At 49.7% G+C, this 17,295-nt stretch carries 15 protein-coding genes; 4 read left to right on the forward strand and 11 right to left on the reverse strand.

Going from position 1 to position 17,295, the window contains the following annotated elements:
• Nucleotides 1-62: 62 nt before the first annotated feature.
• Nucleotides 63-524, reverse strand: coding sequence for an Lrp/AsnC family transcriptional regulator (locus SAQUA_RS17945; RefSeq protein WP_380674756.1), 462 nt, complete (start codon nt 522-524; stop codon nt 63-65).
• A gap of 122 nt (nt 525-646) precedes the next feature.
• Here SAQUA_RS17945 and SAQUA_RS17950 point away from each other — a divergent pair, with 122 nt between their 5' ends.
• Nucleotides 647-1,687, forward strand: coding sequence for a PLP-dependent cysteine synthase family protein (locus SAQUA_RS17950; RefSeq protein WP_380674754.1), 1,041 nt, complete (start codon nt 647-649; stop codon nt 1,685-1,687).
• A gap of 52 nt (nt 1,688-1,739) precedes the next feature.
• On the opposite strand, the gene cof is transcribed toward SAQUA_RS17950, so the two are convergent.
• Nucleotides 1,740-2,561, reverse strand: a complete 822-nt coding sequence (gene cof, locus SAQUA_RS17955) for an HMP-PP phosphatase (protein WP_380674752.1) — start codon at nt 2,559-2,561, stop codon at nt 1,740-1,742.
• Between the two features lie 129 nt (nt 2,562-2,690).
• Here cof and SAQUA_RS17960 point away from each other — a divergent pair, with 129 nt between their 5' ends.
• A complete protein-coding gene (locus SAQUA_RS17960) occupies nt 2,691-4,403 on the forward strand; it encodes an SgrR family transcriptional regulator (RefSeq protein WP_380674750.1) in 1,713 nt (570 codons plus the stop codon).
• A 260-nt stretch (nt 4,404-4,663) separates the two neighbouring features.
• The gene (gene queC / locus SAQUA_RS17965; protein WP_380674744.1) at nt 4,664-5,362 is read left to right on the forward strand and encodes a 7-cyano-7-deazaguanine synthase QueC; all 699 of its coding nucleotides are present in this window, start codon (nt 4,664-4,666) and stop codon (nt 5,360-5,362) included.
• A gap of 168 nt (nt 5,363-5,530) precedes the next feature.
• On the opposite strand, the gene SAQUA_RS17970 is transcribed toward queC, so the two are convergent.
• From SAQUA_RS17970 to bolA, 9 genes are all read right to left on the reverse strand, one after another.
• Nucleotides 5,531-5,944 (reverse strand): acyl-CoA thioesterase, encoded by a 414-nt coding sequence (locus tag SAQUA_RS17970; protein WP_380674742.1) that lies wholly within the window; start codon nt 5,942-5,944, stop codon nt 5,531-5,533.
• A 195-nt stretch (nt 5,945-6,139) separates the two neighbouring features.
• Nucleotides 6,140-6,532: a ComEA family DNA-binding protein gene (locus SAQUA_RS17975; protein ID WP_380674740.1), complete on the reverse strand. Its 393-nt coding sequence runs from the start codon at nt 6,530-6,532 to the stop codon at nt 6,140-6,142.
• A gap of 138 nt (nt 6,533-6,670) precedes the next feature.
• On the reverse strand, nt 6,671-8,554 hold the full coding sequence (gene ppiD / locus SAQUA_RS17980) for a peptidylprolyl isomerase (protein ID WP_380674738.1): 1,884 nt from the start codon (nt 8,552-8,554) through the stop codon (nt 6,671-6,673).
• A gap of 257 nt (nt 8,555-8,811) precedes the next feature.
• Entirely contained in the window at nt 8,812-9,084 is a 273-nt protein-coding gene (gene hupB, locus SAQUA_RS17985) for a nucleoid-associated protein HU-beta (RefSeq protein ID WP_380674736.1), read from the reverse strand.
• Nucleotides 9,085-9,299: 215 nt separating this feature from the next.
• On the reverse strand, nt 9,300-11,654 hold the full coding sequence (gene lon, locus SAQUA_RS17990) for an endopeptidase La (protein ID WP_380674734.1): 2,355 nt from the start codon (nt 11,652-11,654) through the stop codon (nt 9,300-9,302).
• A 195-nt stretch (nt 11,655-11,849) separates the two neighbouring features.
• Nucleotides 11,850-13,121 carry an ATP-dependent protease ATP-binding subunit ClpX gene (gene clpX / locus SAQUA_RS17995; RefSeq protein ID WP_380674732.1) on the reverse strand — a complete coding sequence of 424 codons (1,272 nt, stop codon included), beginning with the start codon at nt 13,119-13,121 and terminating at the stop codon, nt 11,850-11,852.
• Nucleotides 13,122-13,269: 148 nt separating this feature from the next.
• Nucleotides 13,270-13,893, reverse strand: a complete 624-nt coding sequence (clpP, locus tag SAQUA_RS18000) for an ATP-dependent Clp endopeptidase proteolytic subunit ClpP (protein ID WP_380674730.1) — start codon at nt 13,891-13,893, stop codon at nt 13,270-13,272.
• A 442-nt stretch (nt 13,894-14,335) separates the two neighbouring features.
• On the reverse strand, nt 14,336-15,640 hold the full coding sequence (tig, locus tag SAQUA_RS18005; RefSeq protein ID WP_380674728.1) for a trigger factor: 1,305 nt from the start codon (nt 15,638-15,640) through the stop codon (nt 14,336-14,338).
• A gap of 363 nt (nt 15,641-16,003) precedes the next feature.
• Entirely contained in the window at nt 16,004-16,318 is a 315-nt protein-coding gene (gene bolA, locus SAQUA_RS18010) for a transcriptional regulator BolA (protein ID WP_380674726.1), read from the reverse strand.
• Nucleotides 16,319-16,655: 337 nt separating this feature from the next.
• Here bolA and SAQUA_RS18015 point away from each other — a divergent pair, with 337 nt between their 5' ends.
• Complete coding sequence (locus tag SAQUA_RS18015; RefSeq protein ID WP_380674724.1) at nt 16,656-17,234, forward strand: lipoprotein; 579 nt, start codon at nt 16,656-16,658, stop codon at nt 17,232-17,234.
• Nucleotides 17,235-17,295: the final 61 nt, after the last annotated feature.

Genomic DNA, 17,295 nt, shown 5'->3' on the forward strand with positions numbered 1-17,295 from the left:
TCCAGATGGGTTTACTACAGATGATTGGCCAGCTTACTCAGGGAAAAAGTAGCGTGAACCATTCATTCCGGCACCGGCAGCGCCGTGGTACTTTTGATGGTTTCCATTGCAAAACTGGAGGTAACATCAATCAAACCGGGTACGCCATTCACCAAGCGTTTGTAGAAGTTGTCATAGCTTTTCATGTCGGCCACAACCACCTGCATCAGGTAATCGTACTCTCCCGCCATGCGATAAAAAGTCAGAACCTCGGGCATCTGCGCGGCGAGCTCGACAAACTTATGATACCATTCGCTACTGTGTTGCTGGGTTTTTATCAGAACAAAAGCCGTTAGCCCAAGCCCGAGTTTTTCATTATCCAGCAAAGCAACTCGCCCGCGAATATAGCCATCATCTTCCAGCCTTTTAAGCCTTTTCCAGCACGGCGTAGAAGTCAAATTCACCGATTCCGCCAGTGTTTGCAGTGATTGGGTGCAATCCTGTTGCAGCATGCACAACAGTTTTCGGTCTGTTTTATCCAGCATATGGTCATTTAATAGAAAAAATTTCTCCCATTAAGCGATTAAACAGTATAAATGGCAACCTTTTTTTCCTATAAAAACGCTATGCTGGATTGTAAATAAGCCCACTGTTTTGAGGCCAGATAATGACCAACGCTTGGATAAAATATGCAGTCGGAGAGATAGAAGCGGACTTAAAACGTTCGGCGGATACGCACCTGATCCGCTTGGATCTGCCAGCATTCCCCGGGATCTATCTTTATCTTAAGGATGAAAGCACGCATCCAACAGGTAGTCTAAAACACCGTTTGGCACGTTCGCTGTTCCTGTACGGCTTGTGCAATGGCTGGATTAAAGAGAATACCCCGATTATTGAAGCCTCTTCAGGTAGCACTGCCGTCTCAGAAGCCTATTTTGCCCGCTTGCTCGGTTTGCCGTTTATCGCGGTGATGCCTTCTTGTACCGCTCGGCGTAAAGTCGAGCAAATTGCTTTTTACGGTGGCCGTTGCCATTTTGTTGATCACGCAGCGCAGATTTATGCGGCATCGGAAGAACTGGCGAAAGAATTGAACGGGCACTACATGGATCAGTTCACTTTCGCCGAGCGCGCCACCGACTGGCGCGGCAACAATAACATCGCTGACAGTATTTTCCGCCAGATGACCAGTGAACCCTATCCGGTGCCAAAACATATTGTGATGAGTGCAGGTACCGGTGGCACCTCAGCCACGCTAGGCCGCTATATTCGCTATCAGGGTCATGATACGCAACTGACCGTAGTCGATCCTGAAAACTCGGTGTTCTATGACTGCTTCCATCATGGCGACCGTACAATCATTGGCAGTTGCGGCAGCCGGATTGAGGGAATTGGGCGCCCGCGTGCAGAGCCATCGTTTATCCCTTCGGTGATAGACAATATGCTGCGAGTGCCTGATGCGGCAAGCATTGCTACCATTCATTGGCTGGAAACCCTATTGGGCCGTAAAGTGGGCGCGTCAACCGGCACTAACGTTTGGGGCGCGATGCAACTGGCTAAACAGATGCGGGAAAGAAACGAGCGAGGCGCGATCGTTACGCTGTTATGCGACAGTGGGGAACGCTATCTGGACACCTACTACAATCCGGAGTGGGTCAGCCAAAACATCGGGGATCTGACTCCCTGGCTGGTTCAACTGAAAGAGCTTTAGCAGATATAAAAAAGCCGGGTAGTCCTACCCGGCTGGCTGCAAGAGTTAAACCTCATAATTCGGGGGAATAGGTGAGGTGTGGTGAACGCAGCCAATGTTGTAAATAGTGAGCCACCGCCTGTTGTTCACAGTGGCCAATAACCTGTAGCTGGGGCAGCATTAATTTTAACTGTGGTAGAGCATTACCCATCACCACACCGTGCCCCACCCCCGATAGCATTTCTTTGTCATTCATCGCATCGCCAAAGGCCATACAGTCTGCCAGAGTCAATCCCAGATGACGGCTTAACCGGTCCAAAGCCGCTCCTTTATTACACCCCTGCGGCAGCACTTCGAGACAGTCGTAAGCAGAAAAACACAGATCGACACGCGAACCAAAGTGTTCACGTAGTTGCCCCTGGAGTTCAATTAATGATTCATGAGGTGCGCAAAAGCAGATTTTGCTGTTACCAAACGCCGGTAAGCTTCGTAAATCCGTCAATTCAAAACTAAAACCGCTGAGATGATGGGCCGCCAACATTTCTGGTACTGCATATTCAGTCAACCAGCCTTCGTCTCGAAAGACGTGCATGCTGGCTGCGGTTCGCCAGTGGGTGTGCAAAACTTCTTCAGCGATATCTGGCGGTAAATCCGTGGCATGCAGTTGCTGCCCCTGCTCATCATGGATTCGGGTGCCGTTACCGGTGATTAGGTAGCCTCGTAATCCCAACTGCGCCATGATCGGCTGTGCATCCAGGTAATGTCGCCCGGTCGCAAACGTTACTGTCATACCTCTTTCGATAAGCTGATTCAGCACGGCCAGCGTTTCTGGCCCGACTCGATGTTCGGGAGTCAGTAAAGTGCCATCCATATCGAAAGCCGCCAGGCGATACATAAAAACCTCTTGAATGTGACGTTACTACAATCGGTGCAGTATGAAGTGGTATTTACGGAAGTAATAGTGAACAATTTGCATAAACACTTCCGGATTTATACCCCTAACTCAAAGACGAAGGATATCACTATGCGTCTGGTTCATCGCCTCAGCCAATATCAACGTTTGTATCAACAAATAGGCGTTACGCCGGTGGCGATTACAGTTGGAGAACTGGCCGCCATGTTCTATTGCAGTGAACGCCATGCACGCACTCTGGTGCAGCAACTGCAAGAACAAGGGTGGTTAAGTTGGCATTCGCAAGCCGGACGTGGCAAACGAGCACAACTGCAATGTCTAAAGACTCCCGATGAGTTGCGGACAGCCTATCTGCAACACCTGTTGCAACTGGGCGATCATCAGGGCGCATTGGAGATGGCGCAGCTTGCTCCGCAGCATTTACATGAGTTGCTGAGCCCTCACCTCGGCGGCCAGTGGCAGGAAGGAAACCCTACGCTTCGTATCCCTTACTATCGTGCACTGGAAAAACTGGATCCACTATCGCTAAATGGCCGCGCAGAGCAGCATCTGGTTGCCACCATTTATGCCGGATTAACGCGCTTTAATACCGGTTGCCCCGAACCGCAGCCCGACCTGGCACATCATTGGCTGGTCAGCGAAGATGGTTTGCGTTGGCAATTCTTTCTGCGCAGCCAATTACGCTGGCATAATGGGGAGATACTGACAGGCCAACAATTGCTGCAGACTCTCAAAAAGTTGTGCCAACATCCACGCAGCCAGCCTTTATTGCAGAGTGTGGCAGCCGTATGTATGCCTCATGCATTATGCATTCAGTTCGATCTGGAGATACCCGATTACTGGCTAGCGCACAGGTTGGCGGAACTTCCCTGCCTGATGACACACCCCGAATTACCCGCGTTGGGCGCAGGCCCATTCAAACTGGTTATGAATGAACCCCATATGGTAAGGCTGCAACAGCACCCTTACTATCATCTCCAGCACCCTTATCTAGAAAGCATTGAATACTGGATCACCCCCGATTTACAGACTAATGGTACGGGTGCCTCTTGCCAGCATCCGGTACGGATCACCATTGGTCAACAGGAGGAACTGGCACAGGCACGGCCGGTGCAGCGCAGCATGAGTCTGGGATGGTGTTACCTAGCTATCAATCAGCGCCGTAATATCCTGAGTGAAGCTCAAGGTCAAAAGCTGTTAATGCTGATCCAACGTTCAGGATTACTGGCTAACCTGCCCATCCAACATGGAGTGATTACACCTAGCCATGAGATGCTACCCGGCTGGGCAATCCCCGAGCATCAGATTGAGGATGTTGAACTGCCAGCCAGATTGACGTTGCTGTACCATCCCCCGATCGAACTGGAAACAGTGACCCAATCTTTGCAACAGTTATTGGCAGAACAGGGCTGCCAATTAGAAATCCGCTATTCCTCAAACAAACGCTGGCAAAGCAGCGAGCAGATTGCTCAAGCCGACCTGTTACTGGCTGATAATCTGATTGGTGAGGCACCAGAGGCTACCCTGGAAAGCTGGTTAAGGCGCGATGTGTTGTGGAAGGGGATACTGTCTGAAGAGAGATGGCAATATCAGCAAAAAATCCTGCTTCATATCCAACAGTGTCCAGAACAACATGAACGCTATCGCCTGCTGAAAGATTATTACCAGCAATTAATGGATGCCGCGATCCTGACACCGCTATTCAATTATCAGTATCAGGTAAGTGCGCCACCACGCATTCAAGGAGTGATGCTCACCGCCTACGGCTGGTTTGATTTTTGCCAAGCCTGGTTACCGCCGCCACTGGAACCTTCAACTCAGTAACCAGTTATACTCAAGTAACCACAAGTTGCCCTGCAAGCCAGCACCGCCGTAGCTTTAAGGGTAACGGAGTTGTCAACTTCCTACGGTACATACATCATATCTGGTACCATAACCGCACAAGCGGGCTCCTGCACGACAGGAGGCAACATACCTGAAACTTGTAGTCACTTAGATATACAGCCTGATCGTTTTAGTTCAGGAGCATAAATCAGCCGCCCGATTGTGCATCGGGAATGGCTTCTATACAGAAGGTAGATCCTATGAAGCGCGCAGTCGTCGTTTTCAGCGGTGGACAAGACTCCACGACATGCTTGATTCGGGCATTGCAACAGTACGATGAAGTTCACTGCATCACGTTTGATTATGGCCAGCGTCATCGCGCTGAAATAGAGGTTGCAGAAAAGTTATCTCAAGAGTTGGGAGCCAAAGCACATAAGGTGCTGAATGTTGGTTTACTGAATGAGTTGGCAATCAGTAGCCTGACTCGTGACAACATACCCGTTCCAGATCACCAAAGTTCGCCACAAGAGGCGTTGCCAAATACCTTCGTACCTGGCCGCAATATCCTTTTCCTGACGCTGGCATCTATTTACGCTTACCAGGTGCAGGCAGAAGCTGTGATAACCGGCGTTTGCGAAACCGATTTTTCTGGTTATCCAGACTGCCGTGACGAATTCGTCAAGGCGCTTAATCACGCTATTACATTAGGTATCGCACGCGCTATCCGCTTTGAAACGCCGCTGATGTGGCTTAACAAGGCAGAAACCTGGGCGTTGGCGGATTATTACCAGCAAATGGAGCGCATCCGCCACGATACGCTCACCTGCTATAACGGTATCCAAGGCGATGGCTGTGGTGAATGCGCAGCCTGCCACTTACGCGCTAACGGACTACAGCAATATAAGCATAACAAAACCGTTGTTATGGCCAGCATGAAACAAAAAATCGGACTGATTTGAAGCTCAATCAAATAGAAACCGCTTATGCAACCCCCTAGGATGGCCTAATCGAGGCTCATAATCCCCAGTCACATGGCTAACTATGTGACTGGGTGAGACCCAGTATGGCCTGGTAACTCAGCTAACACCCAAGCAACTTGAAATAAAGGATATAACTAAGCCAATGAATCAAGGCTGTATATCCTTCTGCTGCAACGCCACCAGATGCTCGAGCAGTTCTCCCTCAATGGGTAATGCGCGCTGGGTTTTCAAGTCGATACAGACAAATGTCAGTGTGGCATCAGCTACCGGTGTCCCTTCCGGTTCGAGCGTTACTTGCTGGCTCAGCACACCACTCTTGCCATTTAATTGCAGCATTTTGCTATCGATACGCAGCTTATCACCCAGCACTGCTGGCTTACGGTAATTGATATTGATGTTAACCACGATAAAAGCAACGTTATTCTGCGTCATCCAATGGAACGCTTCCAGATCTTCAAGCCATTCCCAACGCGCTTCCTCTAGGAATTCCAGATAACGCGCATTATTAACATGTTGATAAAAATCAAGATGATAACCACGAACCGTAATATAAGTTTGCATAGTGAAATAACCGCTCCTGCCTCTGATGATAGTGGGCTAAACCTGAGTCTTCGGAGTGTCCTATTGGGCTGATCTCTTGCCAACGGGTGATATGCCTAAAGACAAAGTATTTGCGATGGGTAACTGGTATGACCTGTGGAATATAGCAGAGGAAAGCGGCAGCAATGGCACTTTGCCACGCAGCCGCGAGCGGGATCACATTTTCAGCCGATCACGATTCCTTTCCATTATCGATGGCCCAATCCCAGGTACCTCCTGCAATTGCTCAATCTCGGTAAATGGCCCATTCTGTTCCCGATACCGGACAATTGCCTCTGCTTTTTTCAACCCAACCCCTTTCATTACGCTTGCGAGCTCTTCCGCATCTGCCTGATTTATGTTCACCTTTGCTTCACCCTCAACCTGCGGTTTGCTACTCGCAGGTGCATCAGCCGCCTTAGGGGGTGTAGAAAGAACCTGCTTCTGTACTTGCGAGGGTTTTTCTACGGCGAAAGCCGATGCCCCCGGCAAGCTGAACAATGTAGCAACGAGAAGCAGCTTCAGGGCAAGATAGAAACGGGTAACAGCTTTATTTTCGGTTAATTTCATGCTGAATCCTCCTTGTGTTTATCAGCAAGGCCACCTTGCCGCAGAGGCAGATAATCAGCAATTAACAAAGTACAAATATGGAAAAGGCCGCGAAAGCGGCCTTAGTGTTTTACATTTTGTTGCAGAGAAATGCGGTGCTTATTGAGGCTGTTGTTCAGCCGCACCCATTTTGATCGTGGCTTCTTTACGCAGAGTTGCCAGCAGGGAGTCGAAGGTCACACCTGCTGCATTTTGCTCCATTTTGCCAACGAAAGCTTTCATTTCATCTTCCGGTAGCGTACCTGGTCTTACTGTATCAAGAGCAATCAACACTACGTTATCCTGACGATCCTGAGACATACCGTAGACCGCTTTACCATCTTGCGGATGTGGCAGTGAGAATACGGTTTCTATCAGTTGGCTGTCTTCTCCAGCGCGTGTCATTTTCTGTACGCTACCAAAGCTCAGACCCGCTGCCTGCATTGCCTCATCGCCCTTACCTTGCTTCAGCTCAACCAGCAGTTTTTCGCCCTGAAGTTTGGCTTCCTGCAATGCCTTATTACGTTTCACCATCTCGACAACACGGTCTTTCACTTTGTCGAAAGATTCAATCCCTTCCGGCTGATGACCCATCACGCGAATAACAAATGCACGATCGCCATCTACAGTGATCACATCAGAGTTGCTGCCTGGCGCACCATTCTCGCCGATCAGAGAACCGTCAAAGATAGATTGCACAACCGGTTTGAAATTCAGCGCGTCAGGGACGCTTTCACGAGTAAACCACTCGGTTTGCGCCGCCTTGCTACCTGCTGCCTGTTCTGCAGAAGCCAGAGATTCGTTGTCGCTGGTTGCCGCCTCGCTCACTTTCTGTTGCAACGCGTAATAGGCATCAACCGCTTTTTCCTGCTTCACCTGCTTGGCGATAGCATCATGTACTTCGCTCAATGGCTTCACCAGCGCAGGCTTGATATCATCTAAACGGACGACCAGATAACCAACCGATGATTTCACCACGCCAGACAACTGACCTTTCTCGGCCAGATTAGCCTGCTTTATTTCGTCTGGCGTCGTATCAGGTTCCATCCAATCCATTGCACCACCGTTACGGCTGGAGATGATATCGGTAGATTTTTCCTTTGCCAGCGCGACAAAATCAGCACCACTTTTCAGCTCTTCCAACACTGCCTTGGCTTCTGCTTCAGTTTTCAGCTGGATAATGCTGTACTTTTTCCGCTCCGGCTGGCCATAGCTGCTTTGGTGCTGGTCGTAATATGCACCGATCTCGGCCTCAGTCGCGGTCTCTTTATCTTGCATTGCCGACGCATCAAGCAGGATATAGCTCACCTTCACCCTTTCAGGCGCGATGAAACTATTCTTGTTCTGCTCGTAGTACGCCTTCAATTCATCATCACTGACCGTTTGCTTGGCCTGCAGAGCTTTCAAATCTATTGTTGCCAAGCGAACATCACGCTCCTGCAACATCAGCGCAACCATCGCCTGCGCTTCGCTCGGTGGGATAATATCAGAGCTGCCGAACCCCTGAACCACCTGCTGGCTGACCAGTTGCTGACGCATAGACTGGGCATAATTTTCAGGGCTAAAGCCGGAGCGGTTAATCAGATCGAGATACTTGGCGTTATCGAACTGACCGTCGGTCTGGAAATAAGGCTCTTTACGAATGGCATTTTTCACCTGTTCGTCACTGACTGTCAGGCCCAATTTCTTGGCATACTGATCCAGCAGTACCTTGTCGATCATCTGCGACAGTACTTGCTGACGAAGCTGCTGCATGTAACCTTCGTTGCCAGCCAACGCAGAGAACTGGTCGCCCAACTGCTGTTGCATACGGCTACGTTCACTCTGAAAAGCCTGTTCCAGCTGGGCGCGATCAATCACCTGGCCATTTACTTTCGCTGCATAATCGCCGGAACCGCCTATCAGGTAGTTACCCACCCCAGTCAAGATGAATGACAAGATAATCAGGGCCAGGATGATTTTTAGCACGACGTGGTTAGCAGCCGCGCGTAAATTGTCCATCATAGTGTGACAACACTCCGCTGTGATATGGATTAAAAACCCTTGTGCAGGCGCGTTCCCTGCGACAAAAATAAAAAAGCGCATCAACACGATGCGCCTCATATCTTACCTTACCAATACCGCTGCGTCAGGTGATTGTTTACACCAAAACCTTTGACGCTAACTGATTATATCCATCACCCTTCGAGTTACAGCAGTGTTGGCTGCGTTTAGTTGCCTTCTACCTGCAACTTGAAGAAACTTGAATATAGACGCAAGAATCAGTTTACAGCGTCTTTCAGCGCTTTACCTGCACGGAATGCCGGAACTTTGGCTGCTTCGATTTTGATCTCTTTACCCGTTTGCGGGTTACGACCGGTACGAGCTGAACGTTCGCGCACGGTGAAAGAACCGAAACCAACCAGAGCTACATCATCCCCTTCTTTCAAGGACTCGGTAACAGATGCAATGATTGCATCTAAAGCACGCCCTGCTGCAGCTTTGGAAATATCAGCACCCGCGGCAATTTTGTCGATCAGTTGTGACTTGTTCACTCTATCATCCCCTCTAGAATTCAAACGTCGCACCGAAAAAAACCTACGGTTACGACAGCGCAGCTGTTATATCAATCCCATCGTGCCTTGGCAAGCCACCAAACGGCGGCTAAACGTAACCCGACAGGGTTCTAACTTAGCGGCACAAAAAAACGCTGGCAAGTCCGAAATGGCTTGCCAGCGTAAGTTTTATCGATGGTTTATGCTATAGGTCACTATTTTACAGTGACCGGCATCGCCCCGAAGGCCGGGTTTTGCAACGCGATGTTCAAAACTTCATCTATTTTCTGTACCGGATGGATCACCAGATCAGCAATCACGTTATCTGGGATCTCTTCCAGATCGCGTTTGTTCTCGTAAGGGATCAGCACGGTTTTAATCCCTCCACGATGTGCAGCCAGCAGCTTCTCTTTCAAGCCCCCTATCGGTAATACCTGACCACGCAGCGTGATTTCACCCGTCATGGCAACATCTGCACGAACCGGGTTGCCAGTAAGGCATGAAACCAGAGCTGTACACATGGCAATACCGGCACTCGGACCATCTTTCGGCGTTGCACCCTCCGGCACGTGAACGTGAATATCGCGCTTTTCATAGAAATCGGCATTGATACCCAATTTCTCCGCGCGCGCACGCACCACGGTTAATGCAGCCTGGATGGATTCCTGCATGACTTCCCCCAGCGAGCCGGTATAAGTCAGTTTGCCTTTACCCGGAACACAAGCGGTTTCAATCGTTAGCAGATCGCCACCCACCTCCGTCCACGCCAGACCGGTAACCTGGCCCACGCGGTTTTCCGTATCTGCACGACCGTAATCGACGCGTTGAACACCCAGGTAATCCTTCAGGTTTTCGCCATTGATCTCAATGTGCTTGAGCTTTTTATCCATCAGCAGCGACTTCACCGCTTTCCGGCACAGTTTAGAGATTTCACGCTCCAGACTACGCACCCCGGCTTCGCGGGTGTAATAGCGGATTATGCCGGTAATGGCACTATCGTCGACCGTCAGTTCGCCTTTCTTCAGCGCATTACGCTCAAGCTGTTTCGGCAACAGATGCTGTTTGGCAATATTCAGTTTTTCATCTTCGGTATAACCGGAAAGACGGATCACTTCCATACGGTCAAGCAGTGGCGCCGGAATGTTCATTGAGTTAGAGGTTGCCACGAACATCACGTCTGACAGGTCGTAATCCACCTCCAGATAGTGATCGTTAAACGCCACGTTCTGTTCAGGATCCAGCACTTCCAACAAAGCAGAAGCCGGATCGCCACGCATATCGGATGACATCTTGTCGATTTCATCAAGCAGGAACAGCGGGTTTTTCACCCCCACTTTAGCCATTTTCTGGATCAGCTTACCCGGCATGGAACCGATATAGGTTCTGCGGTGACCGCGGATCTCCGCCTCGTCACGCACGCCACCAAGCGCCATGCGAACATACTGGCGGCCCGTTGCACGTGCGATAGATTGGCCAAGCGAGGTTTTACCCACACCTGGAGGCCCTACCAGACAAAGGATCGGGCCCTTGATTTTGCTGACACGGCTCTGAACGGCAAGATACTCAAGAATGCGGTCTTTAACTCGCTCCAAGCCATAGTGATCGGTATCGAGCACTTCCTGAGCCTTGACCAGATCTTTCTTCACCTTGCTACGCGCATTCCACGGCACCTGTAGCATCCAATCGATATAACCACGTACTACGGTTGCTTCCGCAGACATCGGTGACATCATTTTCAACTTTTGCAGTTCCGCTTCGGTTTTCTCACGGGCTTCAGTCGGCATTTTTGCCGCTTCAATCTTGCGCTTCAGAGCCTCGTGTTCATCTGGGGTATCATCCATCTCGCCCAGTTCTTTCTGAATGGCCTTCATCTGCTCATTCAGATAGTACTCGCGCTGGCTCTTTTCCATCTGTTTCTTGACGCGGTTACGGATACGTTTTTCAACCTGCAACAGGTCGATTTCCGACTCCATCATGGCCATCAGGTACTCCAGACGTTCGGTAATATCGAACATCTCCAGTACGGATTGCTTGTCGCCGATCTTCAGCGGCATATGTGCGGCGATCGTATCTGCAAGGCGCGCAGCATCATCAATGCTGTTTAATGACGTCAGCACCTCCGGTGGGATCTTTTTGTTCAGCTTGATGTAACCTTCAAACTGATTAATGGCGGTGCGTACCAGCACTTCTTGCTCACGCTCATCAATAGCAGGTGACTCAAGATATTCGGCCTGTGCCGCAAAGTGTTCACCACTGTCAGAAAGCGTGGTAATACGCGCACGCTGCAAGCCCTCAACCAGCACTTTAACCGTGCCGTCGGGCAGTTTCAGCATCTGCAAAATAGACGCGACAGTACCTACAGAGAATAAATCGTTAATGCCAGGTTCATCCGTCGAGGCCTCTTTCTGTGCCACCAGCATGATCTTTTTATCGTGATCCATTGCGGCTTCGAGGCACCGAATCGATTTTTCCCGGCCAACAAACAACGGGATCACCATGTGCGGATAAACCACCACGTCGCGCAATGGCAGAACGGGGATTTCAATGCGTTCGGAACGCTCAGGGTTCATAGAGCTCTCTCTTAGTTTAATTTCCGCCGGGTTTAGGGGGAATCTCATGAGACGCAAGCATCAAACGTTTCACAAAATCTTGATTATGAGTATATGGGGATGATTCTCTTACATTCAACGGCAAGAATGTATAGAAAAAGAAATGGGGGACAAAATCCCCCAATTTAAGATTAACACGCTGGTTTCAGTGGCTAATTATTCGCCAGATGCTTGGGCTTCCGGTTTTCCATAAATCAGCAGCGGCTTGGATTGACCCGCAATAACCGATTCATCAACCACCACTTTATCCACGCTCTCCAACGATGGCAGATCGTACATCGTATCCAGCAGTGCGCCCTCAACGATGGAACGTAAGCCACGAGCACCTGTTTTACGCGCCATGGCTTTCTTGGCAATGGCGTTCAGAGCCTCCTCACGGAACTCCAACTCCACACCTTCCAGATTGAACAAGGCCTGATACTGCTTGGTCAACGCATTTTTCGGCTCTTTAAGGATCTGAATCAGTGCTTCTTCACTCAGTTCGCTGAGTGTAGCCACCACTGGCAGACGGCCGATAAACTCCGGGATCAAGCCAAATTTGATCAAATCCTCCGGCTCAGCCTGCAGCAGCAACTCACCTTCAGTCGCCTTTTCAGATTCCCCTTTCACCGTTGCACCGAACCCAATCCCTGAACCGGTATTTACCCGCTGACCGATCACTTTATCCAGGCCAGCAAATGCACCGCCACAGATGAACAGGATCTTCGAAGTATCAACCTGCAGAAATTCCTGCTGGGGATGTTTACGCCCGCCCTGTGGTGGAACAGCCGCAATAGTGCCTTCAATCAGCTTCAGCAACGCTTGCTGCACGCCTTCACCTGATACGTCTCGGGTTATGGACGGGTTGTCAGACTTGCGTGAAATCTTGTCGATTTCATCGATATAAACGATACCACGCTGGGCTTTTTGCACGTCGTAGTCGCATTTCTGCAACAGTTTCTGGATGATATTTTCCACGTCCTCACCCACATAACCAGCTTCAGTCAGCGTGGTTGCATCGGCCATGGTGAAGGGCACATCCAGTAAACGCGCCAACGTTTCTGCCAGTAGCGTTTTGCCGCTACCGGTCGGGCCAATCAGCAGAATGTTGCTTTTGCCCAATTCGATGCCATTGCTGGTATCGCCGTTGCGCAAGCGTTTGTAGTGGTTATAGACCGCCACAGCCAGTACTTTTTTCGCCTGCTCCTGACCGATAACATAGTCGTCAAGATGGCGGCGTATTTCATGCGGTGTCGGCAATGAGCTGCGCTCGCGATGCGGGGCAACTTCTTTAATCTCTTCGCGAATAATGTCGTTACACAGGTCAACACATTCATCGCAGATATACACTGACGGACCGGCAATCAGCTTACGCACTTCATGCTGGCTCTTGCCGCAGAAAGAGCAGTACAGCAGCTTTCCTGAACCGTCTTTGCGTCTATCTGTCATAAGTCAAACCTCTTCTTTTGTCTTTGTCCCGCAGGAGATCACGGCGGCAGTGCGCCCAACTTTTTACCGGGAACGTCGATAATGTAGTCAAAGGCACGCTTCGCATGCTCTGAATACTATAGCCTATCGGCTCGCCTGCCGCGTGTTTCTAACTGCGGTGTGTCAGAATGCTATCAACCAGACCGTACTCTACCGATTCTTCCGCTGTCATAAAGCGATCGCGTTCGGTATCCCGTTCGATCTGTTCCAACGATTGACCAGTATGCTGTGCCATCAGCTCATTCATACGCGCTTTCACTTTCAGAATTTCGCGCGCATGGATTTCAATATCCGTGGCTTGCCCCTGGTAACCACCCAGTGGCTGGTGAATCATCACACGTGAGTTCGGCAGGCAGAAACGCTTGCCTTTGGTCCCCGCAGTCAGTAGGAACGACCCCATTGAACATGCCTGGCCCATACAGATGGTGCTAACATCAGGTTTAATAAACTGCATGGTGTCATAAATGGACATGCCCGCAGTGATCACCCCACCCGGAGAGTTGATATAAAGGAAAATGTCTTTTTCTGGGCTTTCTGCTTCAAGGAACAACATCTGCGCCACAATCAGATTAGCCATATGGTCTTCAACCTGACCAGTCAGGAAGATAATACGCTCTTTCAGCAGGCGGGAATAAATATCGTAAGAACGCTCCCCGCGCGAAGTCTGCTCTACCACCATTGGCACCAGTGCCATGTTAGGTGCAAATTGTTCTCTTTCGCCACTGTATGACATTACCGTCTCCTAATAGAAATTGCCTTGGCGCCATTGTCCGTCGATTCTACTTGAGAACGACCATCATGACTACGTTCAAGCTACCGACAGGCTACACACTGATTTGACGGCGTTATCATTCTGCTTGCTGGGTAAAAGCCCTGACTGTTGTTGAATTTGGGGGCCACTGGCGGAATTTCAAGCCCAGAGAACAATTTCCCCTGTTTCCTTATTATGGCAAGACCACAACAGCTCATATTACACAGCCACCGTTTGCTCGTGACAAAATTAATATAGTTCATATTGCCACAGTTAACCTGTGATTAATCAGTTACGTGGCAAAAGAAAAGCCCGTAACCGAGGCTACGGGCTTTTTAAGGAACCACCTGATGTTGCAGAACAAAGCGTTAACGGCTCGTACTGCACTTAACAAAAGGCTGTGTTCCCTGCATCTTGCCAACTGTTACGCAGGTTGCGCCTGATTCATCAACTCGCTAAACGTTGTCGCTTTCTCAGTAACTTTCGCTTTAGCCAGCAGTGCTTCAACCGCTTGTTCTTCCAGAGCAACGTTGCGCATGTTGTTCATCAGCTCTTTGTTTTTGCTGTAGAACTCAATAACTTCACTCGGATCTTCATAAGCAGAAGCCATTTCTTCGATCAGTGCTTTAACGCGGTCTTCATCAGCTTTCAGCTCGTTCTGGCTGATCACTTCGCCCAACAGCAGGCCAACAACAACGCGACGTTTAGCTTGTTCTTCGAACAGCTCGCGAGGCAATTCCATCGCTTGTTTCTCGTTGCCGCCAAAACGCTGCGCAGCCTGACGACGCAGAACATCGATTTCGCCTTCGATCAGAGCGGCAGGTACGTCGATTTCGTTAGCGCTTACCAGGCCGTCGATTGCCTGAGACTTGATACGATTACGTACGGCACCTTTCAGCTCGCGCTCCATGTTTTTACGCACTTCAGCACGCAGGCCTTCGGTAGAACCATCAGCAACACCAAAACGCTTGATGAACTCTTCAGTCAGCTCTGGCAATTCACGCTGTTCAACTTTCTTCAGCACGATAGCGAATTTGGCCGCTTTCCCTTTCAGGTTTTCCGCGTGGTAATCATCAGGGAAGTTGACGTCAATTGTGAACTCTTCGCCAGCCTTGTGACCAACCAGACCTTCTTCAAAGCCTGGGATCATACGGCCTTGGCCCATAGCCAGGACGAAATCAGACGCTTTACCACCTTCGAACTCTTCACCATCGATAGAGCCGCTGAAGTCTACGGTCACGCGATCTTCCGCAGTCACTGCAGTATCAATTTCTTTCCAGGTTGCCTGCTGCTTGCGCAGAGTTTCCAGCATGGTATCAACATCAGCGTCGTTAACTTCAACAACCGGTTTTTCAACCTCGATGCTTTCCAGACCTTTCAGCTCAACTTCTGGATAAACTTCGAATTCAACGGAGAAAACGAAATCAGCGCCTTCTTTATACTCACCCGGTATATAGTTTGGTGCCCCGGCCGGGTTAATTTTTTCTTTGATGATGGCGTCAACAAAGTTGCGCTGCATCAGATCGCCCAGCACGTCCTGACGGACAGAAGCGCCATAACGCTGTTCAACGATGTTCATCGGCACTTTGCCTTTACGGAAACCGTCGATACGCACGCTTTTAGCTGCTTTGATCAGCTCTTTCTTTACTGCCTGATTGATAACATCAGCGGGTACAGTAATTGAGAGACGGCGCCCAAGGCCTTGAGTGGTTTCTACTGAAACTTGCATCTTGTTACCTCAAAAAAATCACAGTGCTCGGTCAACTCCGTTCCAAGAACCAGGACGGCTAAATTAAAAACCGAGTTCCCTGATGTCGAGAGCGTCCCGAAACCATTCCGGAAAAATAAGACGCGACATTATAGCGATGCAAGCGGAGCTAGTCGAGGATGGTAAGGCGTTGCTGGCGCGTTAAAACTCACACTTTGCCGGTTTCCCATCCCGATGCCTTTGTCGCAAGGCCATCAGCACTGCATTGCATATCAGCTTTGTCGTCGTCAAAAACAGCAACGGCCCGTAGGCCGTTGCAAAATTCGTCAGTAGTAATACCTTAATTTATGGTTAAAGTTCCACTGATACCGTAAATTTTAGGTTTCAAGCCTCTGTTCCGGCGCCGTGACAAGGTGGGGAAGCAGGTACCTTGTCCTGCAAATCCTCCCACTCTTTGCTGGTGTAAGTATGCAACGCCAGCGCATGTACACCGTCTGCCAACTCTTGCGCCAACACGGCATAGATTGACCTATGGCGGGTCAGAAACCGTTCACCGACAAAGCGCTCGCTGACAAGCACCACTTTGAAATGGCTTTCTGAACCCTTTGGAACATTATGACGATAGCTTTCATTAACGACTTCCAGAAACACGGGTTCAAACGCGGCCCGCAATTTTGCTTCTATTTGCTTACCCACCATAAAACCTCCTTACAGCACCGGCAGATTACCATGCCCATTCTGCTCAATATTAGTCGGTTTTACCCGCCCGAGAACATAGCCACACCCAAGTAATTTCAAGATGCAAGCAGGCTGAAATAGCCAGTTTTTATTCTTGCCGAGTAAAAATTTGCTCTTTGGCAACGTTCAACGCTTCCTCCTGTTGGCGGCAATGCTATGATGTTGGCAATTTGTTGTTGGCTCTACTGCTTTGTTTACCAAGCACCCATTAGCTGTACCCAGTATATTTCCAGCCACAGCCAGTGTGCCGTGACTTGAAAGAGGAAGGGTATGAAACCACGATTAATGAGACAGTAATATGTTTAAAAAATTATTTTTCCCACTGCTGGCTGCATTGATGCTTGCTGGCTGTGCTACCAGCACCAATACGCTGAACGTTACCCCGAAAATCGTACTGCCACAGCAGGATCCGACCCTGCAAGGTATCACTATCAGCATTAATGGCGCGGACCAACGCCCAGACCAAGCACTGGCGAAAGTGAACCGTGATGGCCAGTTGATTACGCTTACGCCTTCACGTGACCTACGTTTCTTGCTACAGGAAGTGCTGGAGAAACAAATGGGAGCGCGTGGCTATATGATTGGGCCATCTGGCGCGGTTGATTTACAGATCGTAGTCAACAACCTGTTTGCCGATGTATCCGAAGGCAACCTGCGTTACAACATCACCACCAAAGCAGATATTTCGATTATTGCGCAAGCGAAAAATGGCAGCAAGCAGGTGAAAAACTACCGTTCAACCTACAACGTCCAAGGCGCCTTTACTGCGACTAACGACAAAATCACCAATGCGGTCAATACCGTATTAGGCGACGTGATTGCCGACATGGCGCAAGACACCAGCGTCAGCGAGTTTATCAAACAAAACGCGCGTTAATCAGTTATTACTCTGAATAATTCGAGCTGCGGCAAGATAGCAATCATTGCCATACCACTAG

Source organism: Serratia aquatilis (assembly GCF_044865145.1).
Taxonomy (GTDB): domain Bacteria; phylum Pseudomonadota; class Gammaproteobacteria; order Enterobacterales; family Enterobacteriaceae; genus Chania; species Chania aquatilis.

Coding starts and splice junctions, on each gene's coding strand:
- SAQUA_RS17945 (WP_380674756.1), bottom strand. CDS start 524: ATGCTGGATAAAACAGACCGAAAACTGTTGTGCATGCTGCAACAGGAT.
- SAQUA_RS17950 (WP_380674754.1), top strand. CDS start 647: ATGACCAACGCTTGGATAAAATATGCAGTCGGAGAGATAGAAGCGGAC.
- cof (WP_380674752.1), bottom strand. CDS start 2,561: ATGTATCGCCTGGCGGCTTTCGATATGGATGGCACTTTACTGACTCCC.
- SAQUA_RS17960 (WP_380674750.1), top strand. CDS start 2,691: ATGCGTCTGGTTCATCGCCTCAGCCAATATCAACGTTTGTATCAACAA.
- queC (WP_380674744.1), top strand. CDS start 4,664: ATGAAGCGCGCAGTCGTCGTTTTCAGCGGTGGACAAGACTCCACGACA.
- SAQUA_RS17970 (WP_380674742.1), bottom strand. CDS start 5,944: ATGCAAACTTATATTACGGTTCGTGGTTATCATCTTGATTTTTATCAA.
- SAQUA_RS17975 (WP_380674740.1), bottom strand. CDS start 6,532: ATGAAATTAACCGAAAATAAAGCTGTTACCCGTTTCTATCTTGCCCTG.
- ppiD (WP_380674738.1), bottom strand. CDS start 8,554: ATGATGGACAATTTACGCGCGGCTGCTAACCACGTCGTGCTAAAAATC.
- lon (WP_380674734.1), bottom strand. CDS start 11,654: ATGAACCCTGAGCGTTCCGAACGCATTGAAATCCCCGTTCTGCCATTG.
- clpX (WP_380674732.1), bottom strand. CDS start 13,121: ATGACAGATAGACGCAAAGACGGTTCAGGAAAGCTGCTGTACTGCTCT.
- clpP (WP_380674730.1), bottom strand. CDS start 13,893: ATGTCATACAGTGGCGAAAGAGAACAATTTGCACCTAACATGGCACTG.
- tig (WP_380674728.1), bottom strand. CDS start 15,640: ATGCAAGTTTCAGTAGAAACCACTCAAGGCCTTGGGCGCCGTCTCTCA.
- bolA (WP_380674726.1), bottom strand. CDS start 16,318: ATGGTGGGTAAGCAAATAGAAGCAAAATTGCGGGCCGCGTTTGAACCC.
- SAQUA_RS18015 (WP_380674724.1), top strand. CDS start 16,656: ATGTTTAAAAAATTATTTTTCCCACTGCTGGCTGCATTGATGCTTGCT.